13 protein-coding genes and 1 pseudogene are annotated in these 21,730 nt (G+C 75.4%); 5 read left to right on the top strand and 9 right to left on the bottom strand.

All coding sequences use genetic code 11. From position 1 onward, the window contains the following. Positions 1 to 105 precede the first annotated feature (105 nt). Positions 106 to 1,644 carry a hypothetical protein gene (locus FRAAL_RS10230; RefSeq protein WP_011603501.1) on the top strand — a complete coding sequence of 513 codons (1,539 nt, stop codon included), beginning with the start codon at positions 106 to 108 and terminating at the stop codon, positions 1,642 to 1,644. Here FRAAL_RS10230 and FRAAL_RS35780 read toward each other — a convergent pair. Further along, complete coding sequence (locus FRAAL_RS35780) at positions 1,616 to 3,397, bottom strand: DUF8712 domain-containing protein (protein ID WP_050997062.1); 1,782 nt, start codon at positions 3,395 to 3,397, stop codon at positions 1,616 to 1,618. The genes FRAAL_RS10230 and FRAAL_RS35780 overlap by 29 nt on opposite strands. 249 nt (positions 3,398 to 3,646) lie before the next feature. Here FRAAL_RS35780 and cobM point away from each other — a divergent pair, with 249 nt between their 5' ends. Together cobM and FRAAL_RS10215 are read left to right on the top strand one after the other, a co-directional pair. Then, positions 3,647 to 4,462 carry a precorrin-4 C(11)-methyltransferase gene (gene cobM, locus FRAAL_RS10220; RefSeq protein ID WP_041939107.1) on the top strand — a complete coding sequence of 272 codons (816 nt, stop codon included), beginning with the start codon at positions 3,647 to 3,649 and terminating at the stop codon, positions 4,460 to 4,462. 95 nt (positions 4,463 to 4,557) lie between these two features. Next, positions 4,558 to 5,391 carry a cobalt-precorrin-6A reductase gene (locus FRAAL_RS10215; protein ID WP_011603498.1) on the top strand — a complete coding sequence of 278 codons (834 nt, stop codon included), beginning with the start codon at positions 4,558 to 4,560 and terminating at the stop codon, positions 5,389 to 5,391. 119 nt (positions 5,392 to 5,510) lie between these two features. On the opposite strand, the gene FRAAL_RS10210 is transcribed toward FRAAL_RS10215, so the two are convergent. The 3 genes and pseudogenes from FRAAL_RS10210 to FRAAL_RS35775 form a co-directional block, all read right to left on the bottom strand. Then, complete coding sequence (locus tag FRAAL_RS10210; RefSeq protein WP_011603497.1) at positions 5,511 to 7,190, bottom strand: precorrin-2 C(20)-methyltransferase; 1,680 nt, start codon at positions 7,188 to 7,190, stop codon at positions 5,511 to 5,513. Further along, positions 7,187 to 7,822, bottom strand: a pseudogene (locus FRAAL_RS10205) (precorrin-8X methylmutase); the annotation flags it as partial. The pseudogene FRAAL_RS10205 and the gene FRAAL_RS10210, both read right to left, overlap by 4 nt. A gap of 8 nt (positions 7,823 to 7,830) precedes the next feature. Then, positions 7,831 to 9,291 carry a ferredoxin-like domain-containing protein gene (locus FRAAL_RS35775; protein ID WP_050997352.1) on the bottom strand — a complete coding sequence of 487 codons (1,461 nt, stop codon included), beginning with the start codon at positions 9,289 to 9,291 and terminating at the stop codon, positions 7,831 to 7,833. Between the two features lie 151 nt (positions 9,292 to 9,442). Between FRAAL_RS35775 and cobN the strand changes: the two genes are divergently transcribed. Both cobN and FRAAL_RS10190 read left to right on the top strand, forming a co-directional pair. Next, positions 9,443 to 13,246, top strand: a complete 3,804-nt coding sequence (gene cobN / locus FRAAL_RS10195) for a cobaltochelatase subunit CobN (RefSeq protein ID WP_011603494.1) — start codon at positions 9,443 to 9,445, stop codon at positions 13,244 to 13,246. Between the two features lie 214 nt (positions 13,247 to 13,460). Then, positions 13,461 to 14,390: a response regulator transcription factor gene (locus FRAAL_RS10190; RefSeq protein ID WP_011603493.1), complete on the top strand. Its 930-nt coding sequence runs from the start codon at positions 13,461 to 13,463 to the stop codon at positions 14,388 to 14,390. On the opposite strand, the gene FRAAL_RS10185 is transcribed toward FRAAL_RS10190, so the two are convergent. The 5 genes from FRAAL_RS10185 to FRAAL_RS10165 form a co-directional block, all read right to left on the bottom strand. Beyond that, positions 14,380 to 15,357 carry an aldo/keto reductase gene (locus tag FRAAL_RS10185; RefSeq protein WP_011603492.1) on the bottom strand — a complete coding sequence of 326 codons (978 nt, stop codon included), beginning with the start codon at positions 15,355 to 15,357 and terminating at the stop codon, positions 14,380 to 14,382. The genes FRAAL_RS10190 and FRAAL_RS10185 overlap by 11 nt on opposite strands. Next, complete coding sequence (locus tag FRAAL_RS10180; protein ID WP_011603491.1) at positions 15,357 to 15,791, bottom strand: MerR family transcriptional regulator; 435 nt, start codon at positions 15,789 to 15,791, stop codon at positions 15,357 to 15,359. Before FRAAL_RS10180 ends, FRAAL_RS10185 begins: the two co-directional genes overlap by 1 nt. Positions 15,792 to 16,227: 436 nt before the next feature. Further along, positions 16,228 to 17,799: an FAD-dependent monooxygenase gene (locus tag FRAAL_RS10175; protein WP_372667025.1), complete on the bottom strand. Its 1,572-nt coding sequence runs from the start codon at positions 17,797 to 17,799 to the stop codon at positions 16,228 to 16,230. A gap of 207 nt (positions 17,800 to 18,006) precedes the next feature. Next, positions 18,007 to 20,424 (bottom strand): HEXXH motif domain-containing protein, encoded by a 2,418-nt coding sequence (locus FRAAL_RS10170; RefSeq protein ID WP_011603488.1) that lies wholly within the window; start codon positions 20,422 to 20,424, stop codon positions 18,007 to 18,009. A gap of 127 nt (positions 20,425 to 20,551) precedes the next feature. Then, positions 20,552 to 21,715 (bottom strand): hypothetical protein, encoded by a 1,164-nt coding sequence (locus FRAAL_RS10165; RefSeq protein ID WP_011603487.1) that lies wholly within the window; start codon positions 21,713 to 21,715, stop codon positions 20,552 to 20,554. Positions 21,716 to 21,730 lie beyond the last annotated feature (15 nt).

The following is a 21,730-nucleotide window of genomic DNA, read 5'->3' as shown; positions in this document are numbered from 1 at the left end:
CGGCTACCTTCGTCGAGGTCCGGCGGACCACCTCGGGGCGGCGTCCGGGACGCATGGCGTCAGGTTTCGCCGGAAAGGCTCGCGAACGGGGATGAGAGGTCATCGGTGTCGGCTGCGCTCGCCCTGGGCCTGCTGCTGCAGGGGCTCGCCGTCGGTCTCCTCGTGTACCGGCGGTGGCAGCAGGCGAAAAGAAGTCTCGGGCTGCTTTTCGTCGGCATCGCCGTCATCTATCACGGCGCGACCGAGGTTCTCCAGGCCGTCGCGCCGGTATACAGCGACAACCGGCTGCTGACGACCGATTCGGACGTCGCGGTCTATGCGATTCTGGTCGGCGTCGCCCTTCTTTTCTTCGCCGGTACCTATCGGGTCGCGACCCGCGAAGCGCCGGACCGGGCATCCTTTCGGGCCGGCGTTCCGGATTTCTACGACTGGCGGTTCCTGGTCGTCTTCGCCGTGGCCGCGGTCGCCGTGACCGCCGCCGGGCGAGCGGCGACGACGGCCGGGCCGGACCCCGGGGCCGAGTCGGGCGGGCAGTACCTCGCCGGCGGGTTCGCGACGCAGTTCCTCGTCGTCGGCCTCGCGCTGGCCAGCTTCGCGGTGTTGGTGCGCACGCGCGGACGCTGGCTCGTCCTGGTGCTGACCGTCCAGTGCACCCTGCACACCCTCGCCGGTCAGCGGCTGCCGGTGGCGATCTCGGTGGCGGTCGTGCTGTACCTGCTCGCCGTGACCGGGATCCCCGTGCGAGGCCGGCAACTGGCCTGGGTGAGCGGCCTGATCCTGCTGTCCTACCTCGTCATCCACGGCGCACGAGCCGACGCCGGCCGGCAGGCGTTCGGCGCCGGGGCCGGCGTCGGCGAACGGGTCGCGGCGCTGGGCGGCGCGCTCGCCCAACCGGAGCGGGGAATCAGCCGGCGCGGCGTCGGCGACCTGGGGGTCCGCCTGGACGGCAACTCCTACCCGTCGATCATCCTGCACCAGCTCCGCACCGGATCACCGCCGATCGGCCCGGTAACACTGCGCGACGATGCGATGATCGCCATCCCGCGTTTCCTCGCCCCCGGCAAGCTGAGCACCGCCCTGGAGTCGCGTTCGCTGAAGGTCCGCCTGTCCGGCACCTACGGCATCACCAGCGCCTTCGACCGGATCCCCACCCAGCTCGGCGAGCTGCTGCCGATCGGCGGACCGGTCTGGATGGTCCTACTCGCCGGGCTGGGCGGCCTGCTGCTGGCCCGCGCGGAGGGCGCACTGTGGCGCCGACGCCATCCGGCGGCGCTACTGGGGCTGCTCGCCCTCGTCGCCGGCATCCTGCAGTACGAGGGCGGCCTCGTGCTGTACACGATCAGCGCCCGCGGCGCGCTCACCCTGGGCGTGGCGCTGCTGCTGTGGCAGCAGGCGGCTCGGGCCCTGCGCACCCGCCGAGCCGCGACGGCCAGCGCCGGCAGGTCCGGCGACGCCGGGGAACCGAGCGGCGACGCCGGGCAGCCGAGCGGAGACGACCGACCCGGCGTGGCCGGCACCACGCCCGGGGTGAGCCCGTCCAGGCGGGCCCGGCCGGTGCTGAGGATACCGCCCGGGATCCACGGCTCCGCCGCGTCAGGGCTGCTGGTGGGCCGTGTCAGCGACGGCCGGGAGGTGCCACTTTGATCGTCGGCCGGCTCGTCGCCTCTGGTGCGGTGGCCGGCGGGGGATCCGGTCGGGGTCTCGCCCCGGTCCCGCGGACGCCCGCCCCTGGCCGACCACCCGGGCGCCGCGGCCCCGAGTCGGCCCCGCCGAAGGCGTACGTGGCGACGGCGAACAGCACGGCGAGCTGGATCGGCAGGGCGGCGAGCAGATCCACAACACTGGTCTCGGAACCCAGCATCCTGGGCAGGAGCGGGCCGAACAGGACGACGTAGCGCAGGTCGACGGCCGGATGCCAGGCCTCGTCGACGAGGCGGTAACCAGCTCCGAGCAGCGTCATACCGATCAGCAGCGGCAGCAGGCCACCGTAGCGGTACAGGTCGGCCTGCGGCGAGACGGCGGCGGACGAGTACACCCGAGCGTCGCCGGCGAGATACTCCTGCTTGAAGTCATACCCGGTGATCCGCAGCGGCTTGCCCGGCCAGAGCGCCCGCGGGATCAGCGTGCGGACCGGGGAGAACAACAACTCGGACGCGCTGTGGTACGGGACGGTGTCCGGGGTCCTCGCCAGGACGATGGCGAGGCTGTCCACGGCCCCGGTCCGATCGGCCAGATACCGCCAGCTCGACTCCCCCGAGTCGGCCGAGTCGGCCGAGTCGGCCGAGTCGGCCGAGTCGGCCGAGTCGGAGGCGGAGGTGACCCCGCCGGTGCCGGCAGCGCCCGTGCTGATGGCGTCGGTGACGGTGCCGACGGCCCTGGTGAGGGTGCCGACGGCCCCGGTGACGGAGTGCGCCAGCACCGACGGCGCGAGCAGCACCGCCGCCCGCCCGCTCATGGGGCCGGCCGTGCTGCGAACCTGGGTCCGGTAGGCGGCGTTGTAGGGCACGATCACCAGCAGCAGCAGCGCGGTTGCGACGACGATCCACCGCACGGGCAGCCGTCCGCGGGCCACCGCGAAGGTCACGAACGTCGCGCCGACGGTCGTCACGAACACGCCTTTCATCCCCCCGACGAGGGCGAAGGCGAGTTCGACGGCGAGCAGCACGTCGAACGTCAGGGTCCAGCGACGCCCACCCTCACGGGCCAGCGCGACCGCCGCGACGAGCAACCCGAGCAGGCCGCAGCTGCCCAGCTGGGTGAGGGGCTGCGCGTAGGCGCTGGAGCTGCTGACCAACGCGGATGCGTCGCCGAGGTAGGCGTACTGACCGAGGGCGATCTGGAGGCCACGGGCGACGACGGAGATCCCACACAGCACCCAGGGCACCGCGGCGTTGCGCACCCGGAACTCCGCGCCGCGCACGGCCGCCGTCGCAAGCCCCCGTGCCACTGCCAGCGCGTCGGCACCCGGGCCGAGCAGGTATCCAGCCGTCCAGCAGAGCAGTGCGACGCTGGCCACCGCGAGCGCCCGGGCCACGGCCGCACTGTCGATCTGCGATCTGGCGCCGAGCAGCGATGCATGCCAGGTCATGGTCATCAGGCCGAGCGAGACTCCGGTCCACAGCAGATACCAGGGCCCGACGCGGATCTGACTCAGCCCGGCCGAACGCCCGTAGCGCGCGCCGATCAGAGCGAGCGAGGCGACACTCTGGATCATGAATGCCACCGAGCGCAGCTTCACCCGGGTGGTGTCGGACGGGACGGTGGACGCCTCGACGAGCCAGGGCGCCAGGCTGGCCAGCGCCAACGGCACCCAGAGCACCGGGCTGCGGTGCAGGGTGCGGCGGCCGTGCGGCCCCGGCGCGGACCAGCTACGGGGGATCCCGGACCCGGGCACCATCACCCGCCTTTTGTATCAGAGATATTACTCTGAGTAGTGAATCCGGGATCGTCTGGCGTGTCCACGGCTGACCTGGACGCCGCTTGCGACGATCCGGGGATCCGCCCCGGCCAGCCTGCTAGCGTTGCCCGTCGTGCCGAGCACCCTGCGACGACCCGCAGGCACCGCGGGCCACGCTCCCACGCCCACCGCCGCCGGTGCCCGTCCCCCCGCGGCGGCCGGCCGCCGGGCCCGGGGCGGCGAGCGCGGATGACCGTGCACTTCATCGGGGCGGGGCCGGGTGCCGCCGACCTCATCACCGTGCGCGGGCGGGACCTGATCGCCGCCTGCCCGGTCTGCCTGTACGCCGGCAGCCTCGTCCCCGCCGACCTGCTGTCCCACTGCCCGCCCGGCGCGCGTCTCGTCGACACGGCCCGGATGACCCTCGACGCGATCACGGCCGAGCTGTGCGCCGCCGACGCCGCCGGCCAGGACGTCGCCCGCCTGCACTCCGGCGATCCGTCCCTCTACAGCGCCCTGGCCGAGCAGATGCGGCGGCTGGACGCGGCCGGCGTCCCCTACGACGTCACCCCCGGCGTTCCCGCGTTCGCCGCCGCCGCCGCGTCGCTACGCCGGGAGCTGACGGTTCCCGGCGTCGCCCAGAGCGTCGTGCTGACGCGCACGGCCGTGCTGTCCAGCCCGATGCCGCCCGGCGAGGATCTGGCGACGCTCGGCCGGTCCCGGGCGACGCTCGTACTGCACCTGGCCGTGCACCGCATCGAGACGCTGGTCGAGGAGCTCGTGCCCAGCTACGGCCCGGACTGCCCGGCGGCCGTGGTCGCGTGGGCCAGCCGGTCCGACGAGGTGGTGCTGCGCGGCACGCTCGCCGACATCGCCGCGCAGTCCCGGGCGGCCGGCCTCACGAAGACCGCGGTCATCATCGTCGGTCGGGCGCTGGCCGCCGCGGGCTTCCGCGACAGCTTCCTCTACTCACCGCAGCGCTTCGCCCCCGACGGCTGCCAGCCGGCCCCCGCCACGGGCTGGTCCTCGGTACCCGGCGAGCTGGACCCCGCCGAACCACGGTGACCGGCACCGACCCCGCCCGATCCGCGCCGCCCGGTACGGCCGGCGACGACCCGGCGGCAGGACCGCAGCGCGCGGCGGCATCTGTGCCACTGCGGGTGCTGCTGCTGGGGGGCACCGGCGAGGCCCGCCGGCTGGCCCTCGCCCTGACCGAGGCCGGCGGGTTCGACGTCGTCTACTCCCTGGCCGGACGGGTGCGCGAGCCGCGGGTGCCGCCGTCCTGCCGGGTCCGCATCGGCGGGTTCGGTGGTCCGGCCGGCCTCGCCGAGCATCTGCGCTGCGAACGGATCGACGCCGTGGTCGACGCCACCCACCCGTTCGCCGCCCGCATGACCGCCTCCGCCGCGACGGCCGCTGCGGCCACCGGCGTGCCGCTGCTGGTCCTGCGTCGCCCCGGCTGGCTGGCCCAGCCCGGCGACGACTGGCGCCGGGTCCCGTCCCTGCCCGCTCTGACGGACCTGATCGACCGGTTCGTCCCGCTCCGGCGCGGCGCGGCGACCGACCCCGGCCCGCGGGTGTTCCTGACCACCGGTCGCAGCGACCTCGCGCTGTTCGCCGGCCTGCACCGCCCCTGGTTCCTGGCGCGCTGCGTCGAGCCCCCCACCGGCCCGCTGCCCCCGCGGCTCGAGGTGATCCTCGACCGGGGCCCGTTCGACGTGGCCGGCGAGACCGCGCTGCTGCGCCGCCACGCCATCGACGTCCTCGTGACCAAGGACAGCGGCGGCGCGATGACCGCCGCCAAGCTCACCGCCGCCCGCGACCTCGGCCTGCCCGTCCTCATGGTCGACCGTCCGCCCCCACCGTCCGGATTCCCGGTCGTCTCCGACATCGCCCCCGCAACACGTTGGCTGACCGACCTTGCCACCTCTCGCCACGCGGGCGCGGGCTCTGTCGCCGGTGCCGTGACAGCACGGACACCTCCTGTGCCGTAACGGCGTGGGTCAGATCTGGCTGGGGTTCGTCGCGCGTCGGGTTTCGTCCCGGCTGCAGAGCCGGTTCCGCGGAACCGGCCGGCGGGAAGATCACTACTGTTTCTTCCGCACCCCGCATCTCACGGTGCCGGGTAGCGGCGGGGGGTGAAGACGAGGTCGCGGCCGGTGTCGCGGTGGACGATCCGCGTCGTCGAGGAGCCGACGAGCAGCAGGCAGCGCATGTCGACACCGGCCGGGTCCAGGTCGCCGAGGGTCGTCACGGTGACGGTCTCCGTGGGGCCGCCGACGTCACGGCCGATCACCACCGGGGTGTCCGGGGCGCGGTGCTCCAGCAGCGCCGCGCGGGCCCGTTCGAGCTGCTCGCGCCGGGTCCGCGACGCCGGGTTGTAGATCGCGAGGACGAGGTCGGCCGCTGCGGCGGCGCGCAGCCGCCGCTCGATGACCTCCCACGGCTTGAGCCGGTCGGACAGCGACAGCACGCAGAAGTCGTGGCCGAGCGGCGCGCCGACCCGGCTCGCCACCGCCTGGGCGGCGGTCAGCCCGGGCACGACCCGCACGTCGACGTGGGCGAACCGCCGCTGCGCCGCGGCCTCGACGACGGCGGTCGCCATCGCGAAGACGCCGGGGTCGCCGGAGGACACCACCGCGACGCTCGCGCCGGCGGCGGCCAGTTCCAGGGCGAGCTCGGCGCGTTCCGCCTCGACCGTGTTGCCCGACGGGTGCCGGCGCTGGCGCGGCGTGGCGGGCACCCGGTCGAGGTAGGGGCCGTAGCCGATGAGGTCGTCGGCGGCGGCCAGCGCGGCGGCGGCCTGCGGGGTCAACCAGTCCTGCGCGCCCGGGCCGAGCCCGACCACGACGACCTCGCCCGCGGACCGCTCCACCGTTGACCGCTCCACCGTGGACCGCTCCACCGCGGGCTCCTCGGCCGCCGGCGCGGTGCGGTCGGTGGTCCCGGCGGGGGCGGATGGGGACGGCGCCGGCCGGCTCGCGGCGCCGGCGGGCACCCACTCGGCCTGGCCGGCGCGCAGTGGTGCCGGATCGTCCGGGCCGCGCACCGGGCTCGGCAGCACGGCCAGGGAGAAGTAGGGCACGGTCGCCGGGTCGACCTCGCCGAGAGGGGCGATCCGCTGGCCGGCGGTCGTCGCCCGCTCGACGTACCAGGTGTCGGCGAGACGGCCGGCGTCGGTGAAGGCCTCGCGGACGCCGGGGAAGGTCCGGCCCATCTTGAGCACGACCGCGGTGTCGGTGCCGGCGATGCGCTCGGCGAGGGTCCGCGGCGCCAGCGTGCCCGGCAGGACGGTGAGGACCTCGTTGCCCTCGACGAGCGGGCGGCCGAGCACCGCGCAGCCCGCCGACAGCGACGTCACGCCGGGCACGACCTCGGTCGGGTAGCGGTCGGCGAGACGGCGGTGCAGGTGGATGAACGATCCGTAGAAGAACGGGTCGCCCTCGCTGAGGACGACGACGCTCCGGCCGGCGTCGAGGTGGGCCGCCAGCCGCTTGGCGCAGTCCTCGTAGAACTCGTCGATCGCCCCCCGGTAGCCGCCGGGATGGCTGGTCGTCTCCGTGGTGACCGGGTAGACCAGCGCCTCCTCGATCTGGTCGCCGCGCAGGTGCGCGGCGGCGATCGACCGGGCGATGCTGCGACCGTGCCGGGCGCTGTGGTAGGCGATCACGTCGGCGTCGTGGATGAGCCGCGCCGCCCGCAGCGTCATCAGCTCGGGATCACCGGGGCCGACACCCACGCCCCACAGCCGGCCCGTCGAGCTGACCTGCGCCGGTTCACGCGCGTCGCTCACTCCTGCTCGCTCGCGATCGCGTTGACGGCGGCGACGGCCATCGCGCTGCCGCCGCGCCGGCCGTGCACGACGAGGAACTCCAGGCCCGCCGGATCGTCGGCGAGCGCCTGCTTCGACTCGGCCGCGCCGATGAAGCCCACCGGGATGCCGAGGACGGCCGCCGGCCGCGGCGCGCCGGCCGCGACGAGCTCCAGCAGCCGGAACAGGGCGGTCGGGGCGTTGCCGATCGCGACGACGGCGCCGGCGAGGCGCTCGCCCCACAGGTCGACCGCCGCGGCGCTGCGGGTCGTGCCCAGCTCGGCGGCGAGGCCGGGCACCCGCGGATCGCCGAGCAGGCACAGCACGTCGTTGTCGGCGGGCAGCCGACGGCGGGTCACCCCCGCGGCGACCATCTGGGCGTCGCACAGCACCGGCGCGCCGGCCAGCAGGGCCGCCCGCGCCGCGGCGACCACCCCCGGGCTGAAGGCCAGGTCGTCGACGAGGTCGACCATGCCACACGAATGGATCATGCGGACGGCGACGCGGGCGACGTCGGCGGGCAGCCCGTCGAGGCGCGCCTCGGCGCGGATCGTCGCGAACGAGCGACGGTAGATCTCCGCGCCGTCCCGGACGTAGTCGGGCCGCGGCGTTCCCGCCACCGTCACCTCCATGTGCCAGCCTCCCGTCCATCCCGACCCGCGCGGGCAACCGAGCGCTGCGCCGCCACCGCGTCGATGAGCGCGTCCCAGCCGACGGCCGACACCTCGCCCGCCACCTCTGCGGGCAGTGCGCCGCCCGATGACCACGGCATCAGGGCGCCACTTCCGGCGCCGCGGCGAACCCGGTAACCGGTGGCGTCGGCGACGACCTCGACGACCTCGCCGGCCGGCTGGCCGCACCGGCGGGCGCAGCCCGACCAGTGCACGGGCAGCCGATCCCGGCGGTGCCGTGAGCCGCCGCCCGGCGGACCGGCCCGGCCCGGGGCACCACCCGCCCCCGCCGATCGGCCGGCGTCGCGGCGGACGTCGGCGAACGCCTTGGCGCAGCCCGGCCGCCCGGCGCAGCTCGTGACCCCGACCCAGTCCGAGTCCGCGTCGACGACGAGCCCCGCAGCCGCCAGCCGCGCCAGGACCGGTGCCACCGCCGCGGCGTCGAGGTCGCGCAGCACGACCGACCGCCACGGCGTCACCACCACCCGGCCGTCACCGTCGGCGTCGGCGATCGTTGCGAGCAGATCCAGCTGGTCGGCGTGCAGACGCCCGAGTGGAACCAGCGCCGTCAGCGCCCACCGGCCGTCGCGCTGGCGGTGCCGACCCGGCCGGGCGCCCGGCGGTCCGCCGTCGTCGGCGAGCGAGCCGGCGGCCTCGCCGGGCGCGGCGGCGGGCGGGACCTGCGCGTCGGCGTCGGCGTCAACAGAGGCGTCGACGGCTGCGGCTGCGGCTGCGGCTGCGGCGAGCAGGCGGTCGCGCCCGGCGGGCAGCTCCGCGACCCGCCAGGCGGCGGTCGCGGCGCCCCCGGCGGCGCGCAGGTCGAGGAAGGCCCGGGCGGCGGCGAGCAGCGCGGGTATGGCGGCGCTCTGCGCCAGCCGCAGCGCGGCCGCCTCGCCCGCGACGAGCAGCAGGGTCTGCCCCGCCGGCTCGGCCCGCAGGGTGAAGTCGGCGGGCAGGCCGGCCAGGTCGCCGCTGCCGTCGTCGACGGCGAACAGCATGCGGCCAGGTAGCTCGGCGAGTGTCGGGTCGGCGCACAGCCCGCGGTCGAGCGCGTCGACGAGCGGGGCGATGTCGCGGACGCCCCTGCCGGCGCGCCCGGACAGCGGGGAGCCGACGATGTTGCGGATCCGCTCGTGGGTGGCCGACGGCAGCAGCCCGACCGACCGCGCCCGGGCGGCGAGCACCGCGGCGGCGCCGTCGGCGAGCCCGCGAAGCTGCACGTTTCCGCGGGAGGTCAGCTCGAGGTGGCCGTCGGCGACGTCCCGGGCGCACGCGGCGAGCATTCGGGCCGCGGCGCCGTCGAGGGCTCCGCCGGGGATGCGCAGCCGGGCCAGCGCGCCGTCCGCCGCCGGATGGGTCCGCAGCACGCCGGGGCACGCGTCGCGGACGCGCTCCCGCGGGCTGGTGGACACCGGCGGAGCATACGTGCCCCACTCGGCCCCTGTCGGTTGATCGTCGGTCGTGACGGTATCGGCACAGCGCTTGACATACCCGGCGGCCGTTCTGCCATCGTGAGGCACCCACGAGCGGCACACGGCGAGGAAGCCCGGGAAAGGCAGCACCGTGACCTCTGCGTCCAGCACGCCGTCCGAGTCCACCGCCGCGGGCGGGTCCGCCGAGGGCGAGTTCGACGCCGTCGTCCTGCTGCTGTCGACGTCGGACACCGACCTGCTCTCCGCGCGGGCGAGCGGCGCCCGCTACCGGCTCGGCAACCCGGCCCGTCTCGACGTCACCGACGCCGCCGGCGCCACCGCCCTCGACGCGCTGACCGACGGCGTCGACGTGGTCGTCGTGCGCATCCTCGGCGGGCGGCGGATGTGGGAGGAGGGCCTGGCCAGGCTGCTCGCCGGGCCGCGGCCGGTGGTCGTCCTCGGCGGCGAGCGGGCCCCGGACGCGGAGCTCATGGCCATCTCCACGGTGCCGGCGGGGATCTGCGCCGAGGCGCATGCCTACCTCGCCGAGGGCGGGCCGGCCAACCTCGGCGAGCTGCACCGCTTCCTCGCCGACACCCTGCTGCTCACCGGCGGCGGGTTCGCCCCGCCGGTCACCACCCCGGCCTGGGGCGTGCTCGACCGGCCCGCCGCCGCGGCTCGGCCGTCCGCGGCCGGCCAGGCCGGCCCGGTGATCGGGGTGTTGTACTACCGGGCACATCACGTCGCCGGCAACACGGCGTTCGTCGAGGAGCTGTGCGCCGCGGTCGAGCGGGCCGGCGGCACGGCGCTGGCGGTGCACTGCGCGTCGCTGCGCACCGCCGAGCCGGACCTGCTCGCCACGCTCGGCCGGGCCGACGCCCTCGTCGTCACGGTGCTCGCCGCGGGCGGCAGCCAGCCCGCCCGGGCGGCCGCCGGCGGGGACGACGAGGCGTGGGACGTCGGGGCGCTGGCCGCGCTGGACATCCCGATCCTGCAGGGGCTGTGCCTGACCGGCGGGCGGGCGGCGTGGGCGGACTCCGACGACGGGCTGTCGCCGCTGGACGCCGCCACCCAGGTCGCGATCCCCGAGTTCGACGGCCGTCTGATCACCGTGCCGTTCTCCTTCAAGGAGGTCGACCCCGACGGGCTGACCAGCTACGTCGCCGATCCCGAGCGAGCCGACCGGGTCGCCGGCATCGCGGTGGCGCACGGCCGGCTGCGGCACGTCGCGCCCGCCGGGCGCCGCGTCGCGCTGATGCTGTCGGCGTACCCGACGAAGCACTCCCGGATCGGCAACGCGGTGGGCCTCGACACCCCGGCGAGCACCGTGCGGCTGCTGCGCGAGATGCGCGCCGCCGGGTACGACATCGGCCCCGCCGACGGCCCGGACGCCCTGCCGGGAGTCGCCGCGCAGGACGGCGACGCCCTCATCCACGCGATCATCGCCGCGGGCGGGCAGGACCCGGCGTGGCTCACCGCGGCGCAGCTCGCCGGCAACCCCGTGCGGATCTCCGCGGCCGCCTACCGGGCCTGGTACGACACGCTGCCCGCCGACCTGCGGGCCGGCGTCGAGCGGCACTGGGGACCGCCGCCAGGCGAGCTGTACGTCGACCGCACCCGCGACCCCGACGGCGAGATCGTCCTCGCCGCGCTGCGGGCCGGCAACGTCGTGCTGCTGGTCCAGCCGCCGCGCGGCTTCGGGGAGAACCCGGTGGCGATCTACCACGACCCGGACCTGGCGCCCAGCCACCACTACCTGGCCGCCTACCGCTGGCTGGCCGCCCCGGCGACGGCCGGCGGGTTCGGCGCGCACGCCGTCGTCCACCTCGGCAAGCACGGGACGCTGGAGTGGCTGCCCGGCAAGACGGTGGGGATGAGCGCGTCCTGCCCGACGGACGCGGCCCTCGGCGACCTGCCGCTGATCTACCCGTTCCTCGTCAACGACCCCGGCGAGGGCACGCAGGCCAAGCGACGGGCGCACGCCACCCTGGTCGACCATCTCGTCCCGCCGATGGCGCGGGCCGAAAGCTACGGCGACCTGGCCCGCCTGGAGCAGCTCCTCGACGAGCACGCCTCGATCGCGGCGATGGACCCGGCGAAGCTGCCGGCGATCCGCGCCCAGATCTGGACCCTCATCCAGGCCGCCCGCCTCGACCACGACCTGGGCCTCGCCGACCGGCCGCACGACGCCGAGTTCGACGACTTCCTGCTGCACGTCGACGGCTGGCTGTGCGAGGTCAAGGACGCGCAGATCCGCGACGGCCTGCACGTGCTCGGCGTCGCCCCGGCCGGCGAGGCGCGGATCAACCTCGTTCTCGCCATGCTGCGGGCCCGCCAGATGTGGGGCGGCCAGCGGACGCTGCCGGGGCTGCGCGAGGCCCTGGGCCTCGCCGAGGACGACACCGCCGCCCGCGTCGACGTCGACGCCGCCGAACGGACCGCCCTCGCCCTGGTCACCGCGATGGAGGACCGCGCCTGGGAGCCCGCCGCCGTCGGCGCCGCCCTCGACGCCGTCCTCGGCGCCGTCCTGCCGGCGGCGCCAGCAAGCGCCGGGGAGGAACCGCAACCGCCCGCGGACCTGCGGCGGGAGGCGGTCGGGGCGGTGCTGCGCTTCGCCGCCACCGAGATCGTGCCGCGCCTCGCGCGGACCACCGACGAGGTCGCCAGCGTCCTGCACGCCCTCGACGGCGGCTACGTCCCGGCCGGCCCCAGCGGCTCCCCCCTGCGTGGCCTGGTCAACGTGCTGCCCACCGGCCGCAACTTCTACTCCGTCGACCCGAAGGCGGTCCCCAGCCGGTTGGCGTGGGAGACCGGCCAGGCGATGGCGACGTCGCTGCTGGAGCGCTACCGGGCCGACACCGGCGACTGGCCGCGGTCCGTCGGGCTGTCCGTCTGGGGCACCAGCGCGATGCGCACGTCCGGCGACGACGTCGCCGAGGTCCTCGCCCTGCTCGGCATCCGGCCCGTCTGGGACGACGCGTCGCGCCGCGTCAGCGGGCTGGAACCGATCGGCCTGGCCGAGCTCGGCCGTCCCCGTATCGACGTGACCGTGCGCATCAGCGGCTTCTTCCGCGACGCGTTCCCGCACGTGGTCGCGATGCTCGACGACGCGGTGCGGATGGCCGCCGGCCTCGACGAACCCGACGAGGACAACCACGTCCGCGCCCACGCCCGCGCGGACCTGGCGACCCACGGCGACGAGCGGCGGGCGACGCTGCGCATCTTCGGGTCGAAGCCCGGGGCGTACGGCGCCGGCCTGCTGCCCCTGATCGACAGCCGCAACTGGCGCGACGACGCCGACCTCGCCGAGGTCTACGCCACCTGGGGCGGCTACGCCTACGGACGCGGCGTCGACGGGGCCCCCGCCCGCGCGGACATGGAGGCCGCCTACCGGCGCATCGCGGTGGCCGCGAAGAACGTCGACACCCGCGAGCACGACATCGCCGACTCCGACGACTACTTCCAGTACCACGGCGGGATGGTCGCGACGGTGCGGGCCCTGACCGGCCGGGCCCCCGCCGCCTACATCGGCGACAGCACCCGGCCCGAGGCCGTGCGCACCCGGACGCTGACCGAGGAGACCTCCCGGGTCTTCCGCGCCCGGGTGGTGAACCCCCGCTGGCTGGCGGCGATGCGCCGCCACGGCTACAAGGGCGCGTTCGAGATGGCCGCCACCGTCGACTACCTGTTCGGCTACGACGCCACCGCCGGCGTGGTCGCCGACTGGATGTACGAGCGGCTCGCCGCGACCTACGCCCTCGACGCCGACAGCCAGAAGTTCTTCACCGAGTCCAACCCCTGGGCGCTGCACGGCATCACCGAACGGCTGCTGGAGGCCGCCGCCCGGGGCCTGTGGCAGCATCCCGAGCCGGCCACCCTCGACGCCCTGCAGGAGCTCTACCTTCGCACCGAGGGCGACCTGGAGGACGGCTCCGCGGGCGCCGGGCCGACCTGACCCGTTCGGGCCGGGCCGGGCCGCCCGCGCCGGGCGGACCTTCGGTACCCCCGTCCGGGGCCGTTCGGCCACCGGTCGGATGTGCCGAATGGCATGACGGGAGCAGTCGAGGGCCCTGTCAGCCCTGGTTTCCCGGCACGGACGGGGCCCGGGTGCCCTGGTCCGGACGGGCCCCGGAGGGGACAAGCAGGCCGGATCCGGGAAAATAGCCAAGGTGCGGACGACACTTCTGCTGGTGGGGAACGAGGCCGCCCTGCGGCGCGACCTGGTGCCCGCCCTGCTCGGCGAGGGCTACGGCATCGACACGGCCGCAACCGGCGAGCAGGCCCTCGCCCTGCTGGCCGCGCGCGGCGCGCATCTCGTGCTGACCTGCCTGCCGCTGGCCTCCGACGTGCCGTGGCTGGACGAGCTGGTGTTCGGCCCGGCCGGCGGTGATCCGTCCGAACCCGATGCTCCGATGGACGGGCTGGAGTTCTGTCGCCGGCTGCGCGCCGCCGGCGACGTCCCCCTCGTCGTCGTCGCCGACCGGCTGGACCCCGCCGGCGTCATCGCGGCCCTGGAGGCCGGCGCCGACGACTACGTCACCGCTCCCCCGGTCACCCCGGAGGTGCTCGCGCGGCTGCGGGCCCTGCTGCGCCGCGTTCATCCGGGGCAGGCGACGGCCAGCGCGCTGAGCGTTGGCGACCTGCAGATCCGCCCGGCCGAGGGGGTCGTCAGCCGACACGGCGAGGACCAGCACCTGACCCGCACCGAGTTCCGGCTGCTGTGCGAGCTCGCCGTGGCGGGCGGGCGGGCCGTCACCCGCAAGCAGCTGCTGGAACGGATCTGGGGCTACAACTACTTCGGCGGGGCGCGGATGCTCGACGTCCACGTCCGCCGGCTGCGCCGCAAGGTGGAGGCGGATCCGTCCGCCCCGACCCACATCCTCACCGTGCGCGGCATCGGCTATCGCGTCTGCTCGGCCTCGCCCCTGCCCCAGGCCCCCGCCTCGCCCCAGCCGCTGGCCTCGCCCCAGCCCCTGGCCTCGGCCCGGCCCCCGGTGTCGACGCCACCCCCGACGCCGGCAGCCACGGCCGCCACGGCCGGTGCCGCCGCCCGCACCGCGCCGGCCCGGCCGGCCCCCGGCGCGCTGGCTAGCCGTTGACCAACGACATGTCGGGGTAGCGAGTGCCCGCCACCGACGACCCGACGGCGCCGAGCCGCTGCGCCTCGGCGGGGGTGAGGGCGATCCCGGCCGCCGCGACGTTGTCCTCCAGGTAACGACGCCGCTTCGTGCCCGGGATCGGCACGACGTCGTCGCCCTGCTGATGCACCCAGGCCAGCGCGAGCTGCGCGGGTGTCACACCCTTCTCGGCGGCGAGCTCGTCGACCTCGGCGAGCACCGCGAGGTTCGCCGCCAGGTTGTCCCCACTCATCCGCGGCAGGTTCCGGCGGAAGTCGTCGGCGGCGAAGTCCGCCGCCGAGCGGAAGGCGCCGGTCAGGAAGCCCCGTCCCAGCGGACTGTAGGCGATGAACCCGATCCCGAGCTCGCGCAGCGTCGGCAGGATCTCCGCCTCCGGCTCCCGCGACCAGATCGAGAACTCGGTCTGCAGGGCGGTGATCGGCGCGACGGCGTGGGCGCGCCGGATGGTGGTCGGCGCCGCCTCGGACAGGCCGAGGTAGCGCACCTTCCCGGCGGCGACGAGCTCGGCCATCGCGCCGACGGTCTCCTCGATCGGGACCGACGGATCGACCCGGTGCTGGTAGTACAGGTCGATGTGGTCGACACCGAGCCGGCGCAGCGACGCGTCGCAGGCCGAGCGGACGTACTCCGGCCGGCCGTTGACGCCCCGGACGGCGGGGTCGGCCGGGTCGCGGACGATGCCGAACTTGGTCGCGAGCACAACCTCGTCGCGCCGGTCGGCGATCGCCCGTCCGACGAGCTCCTCGTTGCGATGCGGACCGTACATGTCGGCGGTGTCCAGCAGCGTGACGCCGAGGTCGAGCGCCCGGTGGATCGTGGCGACGGACTCGGCGTCGTCTCCGGCGCCGTAGAACTCGGACATGCCCATGCAGCCCAGCCCCTGGACGGAGACCTCCAGCCCCTGGCTGCCCAACGCGACCCTGCGCATCAGCGGTCGATCCTCTCCTGGTAGACGGCGATCTTCTTGTCGATGGCGGCGAGGTTGCGCTGGACCTCGTCGAGGCGCTCCAGCACCCGGCGCCGATGCTCGGTGAGCAGCGCCAGGCGGTCGGCCTCGTTACCCTCGCCCGCGCCGGCCAGCCGGGCGTAGCGGGCCATCTCCCGGATCGGCATGCCGGTCATCCGCAACCGGGTCAGGAACGTCACCCAGCGGATGTCGTCGGCGGAGTAACGCCGGTGCTGGGAGGTGGCCCGGGCGACCGGATCCCGCATCAGCCCGGCGCGTTCGTAGTAGCGCAGCGTGTGGGTGCTGACGCCGGTGGCCGCGGCGGCCTCGGCGATCGTCAGCGTGCCGGCGCAGTCCTCGCCCGCCAGCGGGTCGACCACCGGCTCCCCGCAGGAGGCGTGAACCGGGTCATCCACCCCGACGACGCCCACCGGTTCGGATCTCGGCGGGACCGCGCACGGCGACACCTGGCGAAGCGGAGCCTGCGGTGACGACGCCGGACGCGCCGACGCCTGGCGGTTCGATGCCTGGCGGTTCGGTGCCTGTCGGTTCGATGCCTGTCGGTTCGATGCCTGTCGGTTCGATGCCTCGCGGGGCGGTGTCTGGCGGGGCGGTGCCTGTCGGGGTGCGATGGTCGGGCTGGACGTCGTCGCGGGTGCTTCGAGCGTGGCCATGAGTCCACGCTAGGACCTGGAGCGCACTCCAAGTCAAAGCCCCCGCAGGTGAGCGCAGGACGTCGGCGCCGGCCCGGGTCGACGCGGTTGCGCGGAACCGCGGATCACCGGCGGCGGAGCCGGAACCGACACACAGAACCGGTCGCGGGGCGCGACTGCGCGCAACACCGGAATCGGCTCAGGGTCGGAGGTGGCCGGCGGGGTCGAGCAGGTCGGAACCCAGCAACGGGGCGGCCACCAGGCCGGCGAAGTAGCGGTCGGGGCGGACGAGGGCGATCGGCAGCGGGCGGCGGGTGCGCAGCGCGTGCAGCAGCGTGCCGTCGAGGTCCTCGACCGCCGGGCAGGAGACGTCGCTGACGGCCCGCAGACCGCCGGGGGCGACGACGGTGAGCGCGGTGGCGGCCCGCCGGTCGACCCAGTCCCGCGCGGCGGGGTCCATGTCGGCGGTCGGGTCGATCCCGTGGCCGATCAGGGTCCAGGCGTCGGTGAGCAGGTCGTCGAGGCGGACGATGTGGCCGCCGAGGGTGCGCAGCCGCGGGTTCGGCAGGATCCGTCCGGCGGCGGGACGGCTGCCGGCGACGCCGCGGGGCAGCCGCGGCCGCGGTCGGGCCGCGCCGCCCCGCAGCGCACGGCGCAGGCCGGGAGCGTGGTCGAGGGTGACCAGCACGGACCGGGTGAGTCGGGACAGCCGCGGGTTCGTCGTCTGCACGACTCGGCCGACCCGCAGCGCCGCGGACGTCATCGCCTGGACGTGCGGGCGGCGTTCACGCTCGTAGTCGTCGAGCAGGTCCTCGCCGGCGAGCCCGCCGACGACCTCGGCGAGCCGCCAGGACAGCGCGGCGGCGTCGCGCAGCCCGGCGCCGAGGCCCTGGCCGGCGAACGGCGGCATGCTGTGCGCGGCGTCCCCGGCGAGCAGGATCCGGCCGACCCGCCAGCGTGCTGCCGCGCGGGCGTGGAAGGTGTAGACGGCGGTGCGTACGACCCGCACCGAGTCCGGGTCCACCCAGTCGCTCAGCAGCGCGCGGACGCCGTCGGCCTGCGCCATCCGCGCCGGGTCCTCCCCGGGCAGCAGCATCCACTCCCAGCGGTGGCCGCCGGGCATCGGCATGGTCACCGCGGGGCGCCGCGGGTCGCAGACGAACGAGAAGTACGGCAGGTGTGCCAGCGGCGTCGGCGTCTCGACGTCCACGACCAGCCAGGGCTGGGTGAAGGTCGACCCGGCGTAGTCGACGCCGAGCATGGCGCGCACCGAGCTCGAGGCGCCGTCACAGCCGACCACCCAGCGGGCCCGCAGCCGGCTGCCGTCGTCCAGCTCCGCGACGACCGGGCCGTCCGGTGCGCCCGAGCCGTCCGAGCCGTCCGAGCCGCCTGAGCCGCCTGAGCCGCCCGCGGCCGCCGGCTCGCCGTCCTGGTGCAGCGCCGTCACCGACCGGCCGAGGTGCACGGTGACGCCGGGCAGGGTGGCGATGCCGGCGCGCAGGTCACGCTCGAACGACGGCTGGTGGAAGAACGCCGCGACCGGGGTGCCGAGCTCGCTGTCCCCGAGGCCGAGCTCGATGAGCACCCGCCGGTTCGGCCCGAGGATGGCGCTGCGGCCGCTGGCGTGCACCCGGTCGAGGAGGCCGGCCAGGCCGGGCAGCCCGACCAGCAGCCGCAGCGTCTCCTCGTCGAGGCCCACCGCCCGGGGCAGCGGGAAGGGTTCCTTCTGCGGATCCACGACGCCGACCGACAGGCCTCGCCGGCCGAGCATCGCCGCCAGCACCGCGCCGACCGGCCCGTACCCGACCACCAGCACATCCAGCACGTTCACCTCATCCTGCACATCCAGCGTCGCGTCCGCTGCCATCGCGCACCCCTCAGCCTCGACTTCTACCAACCGTAGAAGATTGGGATGCAGAAGGCCATAGGTCAGACGCTGTCCGTGACAGCGACGCGGTGAGGGACCTCCTCGCCGCTGTCAGCAGGTGGCTGCGGCGGGTACTCGCTGCACGCGGGTGACCATGCGCCCGACCGGCCGACCGGGGTTCGCGGCGGGGCCGGCGGCGATCCAGGCCGTGAGGACGGGCAGGTCGGGGGTGCGCCCGGTGACGGCACGGATCCGCTCGCCGAGCGCCAGCACCGCCTCGGGATGGTCGAGGCAGATCCGTCGCTCCAGCCCGCCGCCGACCCGGGCGGCGTGGATCAGCGCCAGCCCGGCGAAGGACTCCACCCGTCCCGGCCGCTCGCGCAGCTCCCGGCGGAACTCAACCGCCGCGCGGGTGGTGTCACCGGCGACGGCCGCCAGATCCCCGGCCGTGGCTGCGCAGGGCGCAGGCCCACCGAGGCGGGGCGGGACGAAAGCCAGAGCGGTGAGCAGTTGCCGGGCGTGGCGGTGCACCGGATACGGCTCGCGCGGGGACTCCACCCGGCCGCGCGGCGGCACCGGGCGCCCGCAGGGTCGGCCGGCCAGCCAGTCCCGCGCCCAACCGGCGATGTGATCGGCGTCCGGGCGCATGTTGCGCAGCCGCCAGACCACGCAGACGTCGCGCAGCACGCGCCGGGCGGCGCAGGTCAGCGCGGGCGGCAACTCGACGCGGTCCCAGACGTCACAGTCGGCCTCCATCGCGGCGACCAGGTGGTCACCGGCCGCGGTGAGCCCACCGGCCGCGCGTAGTACCGGCAGCGCCAGGCGCAGGGCGCCGCGGCACCAGGCGAGCTCGTAGGCCGCCTGCAGATCGCCGGCGCGCCGCGGACGCGCCCAGCGGGCCGCCCAGAAGGCGGCCATCCGGGAGTAGGCGAAGGCGCCGTGCAGGACGGCGGCCAGCGGACGGGGATCGGGACGCCAGGGGGCGAAGTGCACCCGAGGGCCCTCGACCGCCCGGACCAGCGGCGTGATGTCGCCCAGCATCTCCAGCCGGCTGTGCGCCGCCTCGTGGACGAACGCGACGGCAAGCCGCATCGGGTCGGGCGGCGCAGTGGTCATGATGGTTCCGAGGGCGTCGGTCACCGTGGCGCTGCTGCTCGGTCGGTCCGCCGCCTCGCGCAGCGGGACCAGGGCGCGCAGGGTGCCGGCGACCTCGGCCGCCTGGCCGGCATCGGTCGAGGCCAGGATGGCGCCGGCCGCGGCGGTCAGTCGCCGCCAGCGCGCCGTCGTGGCCGGACCGCCGCGCGCCGCGGCGGGCAGCGGGAGGGCGTCGCCGCCGCGGAACGGGTCGGTGTCCTCCAGCGACAGCTCGACGCCGCCGGAGCCGCCGGCAGGACCGGCCCCGGCGGCGGCGAACACTGAGCGCGCCGGAAGCCAGGCGCCCCCGGTCGGCGGGGACGGATCGCCGGGACGCACCACGAGGCACCGGTCGGGAAGCATCACCCGCAGCGTGGACGGCCGGTCGTCCCCGGCGCCGGCCGGCGTGACGACGGCGAGCGCCCAGCCGCCCGCCGCCTCCACGACGGCGCAGCCGACGGTCGGCACGGCGACCAGCCCGTCGACGATCCGGACCGGCACTTGGCACGCCTGCCGGGCGCGCAGGGCGGCGGCGACCGCGATCCCGCCGAGGTAACCCAGACCGTCGAGGTAACCCGGACCGCCGACGCCGGCCGCGCCGACGCCGTCGACCCGAGCAGCGTCGACCCCAGCAGCGTCGACCCGGGCTGCCGCCCGCCAGCACCGGCGCAGGCTGTCCACCAGCCAGATCCCGACCGTCGGATGCAGCAGCAGGGCGTGCACCTCCCCGGGCGCCCGCCGCTGGGCCCGGGTGAGCACCCGCACCGCCGTGGCCAGGCAGGCCCGCGTCTCGGCGTCGAGGTCAGCGGCGCCCACACTGCGCAGGACGGCCCAGAGCAGCAGCATCCGCCGGCTGATCTGGGCCCGGCGCAGCTCGGTGAGCACGGCGGGACCGGCCCGCCCGCGCGCCACCGCGTCGAGGTCACCGTAGGTGACACGATGGCGAGCCGAGGGCGGCAGCGGCTCGGCCCGCGAGCCGCTGAATCCCGTCCACGTCCCGGCGGCGGCCGGCGGGACGTGGCCACGGGGAGGACGCCGGCGCACGGCCACCGAGCGGGCACTGGTCGAGTGCGGGCCGGTCGAGTGCGGGTCGGTCGGGAGCGTGGCCGGGTCGCCGGGACGCGACAGCTCGGCGACACCGCGCCCGCGCCGGACCTCACCGTCCGACACCTCGCCGTACAGGCGGCTGCGGGGCTGGTATCCGGCGGTGGTGAGCGAGCCGCTGAACGCGACGGCGAGGGCGGGCGGCAGCGGCGCGGCCGGCTGGCCGACCCAGGCTGCGACCTGACGCAGCCATTCCCCGGACACCGGGCCGGACAGCGCGTCCAGCCGGTCGATGTCGAACCCGCAGAGGTCCACCAGACCGCCGGGCAGGGGGGTCAGATCGTGTGCCATCGGTGGAGCCTCCCACCACGCCGGTGCGCGTCCTGCGGCGCAGGAACCTGCACGACGAAGAATAGCGCGGTGGGATCTGCGGCGATCCCGTCCAACGACGGGTTCCCGTCGGCGCCGAGACCGATTGTCACTCCCCGCGGGCGGCGGTGAATCTATGCACGAGCAGTTGGAACCGCCGATCCGCGTCGGCCACCCGACGCTGGTCGACGGTGACGCCGAGCAGAACCTCGTCCCGGCTGATCCGATGGAAATACAGCGCGCCCTTCTCGACATCGAGAACGGTGCGGGTCAGGCGGCGGTTGAGCACCGAGCGCAGCAGCCCGTCGAGCAGATCGCTGAGGACCAGGAACTCGGCGCCGACCTGCTCGATGGCGTCCCGCCGGGCGGTCCGTCCGGGACCGACGAAGAATTCGTTCAGATCGCTGTGGTCCAGCACGTCCGCGGCGCTCACGCGGCCCTCGCGCACCAGTGCGATGTACTGAAGGTCGGCCGGCTGAAGAATGTTCACCGCCTGCGCCTGGAACAGCTCCTCGCGGCCGTCGCGCAGCGGCGACCAGCGCCGGTGGATCAGCGTGGCCCACGGACTGGCGAACACCGGCACCGAGGGCCGGGGCAGCGAGGCGAAGACGTGCGCCTCTCCCCCGGCCGATCCACCGGGCTCTCCCCCGCTCTCTCCGCCGACCTCTCCGCCGGCTGCGTCCCCCGCCGCGTCCCGGGCCGCCTCCCGCAGGCGGGCGTCGACCGCTCCCGTTGCAAGCGGCTCCGTCGGCGGCTGGTAGTAGCCGCCCTGGTGGTACCCGCCGTAGTTGGGGTCGGCGAGGCCCCGGGCCGTCCGGATCCGCGCCGCCGCCGCCGACAACGCCAGGTCGGCGGCCTCCAGCGCCTGCGCGGTGAGACTCACGCCGACGATGTACTGCCCCTCGTCGACGTCGAAGTACAGCACCGCCCGATCAGGCGCCGCGAAGACCGTCCTGATCAGGCGACCGCCGCCCACCCCGAACAGCGCGGCATTCAGTTCGGTCATCCGATGGTTGAGCTGGCGGCCGATCGTCTCGTAGTCCCGGCGGGCCCGCTCCACCGTGCGGGCACCACGGAAGTTCTCGGTCAGAACCGGATGGGCGAGCAGATCCGCCGCCACCGTCGGCAGTCCGCGATCGTAGTAGCCGATGTGCTGCGCACCGGCGATCGCGACCGCCCGGCGAAATTCGCGCCTGATGCCGTTGTATTCGTCGCCGATGTGCCGGGCGGTGAAGATGTGGGGTTCAAGGGAGTCGTCGGGAACAGTCACCATCAGCTCCTCCTTCTG

The organism is Frankia alni ACN14a (assembly GCF_000058485.1).
GTDB lineage: Bacteria > Actinomycetota > Actinomycetes > Frankiales > Frankiaceae > Frankia > Frankia alni.
This window is presented reverse-complemented; position numbering and strand designations above follow the sequence as displayed.

Excerpts from the sequence above, each read along its gene's own strand:
- FRAAL_RS35780 (WP_050997062.1), bottom strand. The coding sequence starts at position 3,397 with ATGGTGCCCGGGTCCGGGATCCCCCGTAGCTGGTCCGCGCCGGGGCCG.
- cobM (WP_041939107.1), top strand. The coding sequence starts at position 3,647 with ATGACCGTGCACTTCATCGGGGCGGGGCCGGGTGCCGCCGACCTCATC.
- FRAAL_RS10185 (WP_011603492.1), bottom strand. The coding sequence starts at position 15,357 with ATGCGCAGGGTCGCGTTGGGCAGCCAGGGGCTGGAGGTCTCCGTCCAG.
- FRAAL_RS10175 (WP_372667025.1), bottom strand. The coding sequence starts at position 17,799 with ATGCTCGGCCGGCGAGGCCTGTCGGTCGGCGTCGTGGATCCGCAGAAG.
- FRAAL_RS10170 (WP_011603488.1), bottom strand. The coding sequence starts at position 20,424 with ATGGCACACGATCTGACCCCCCTGCCCGGCGGTCTGGTGGACCTCTGC.
- FRAAL_RS10165 (WP_011603487.1), bottom strand. The coding sequence starts at position 21,715 with ATGGTGACTGTTCCCGACGACTCCCTTGAACCCCACATCTTCACCGCC.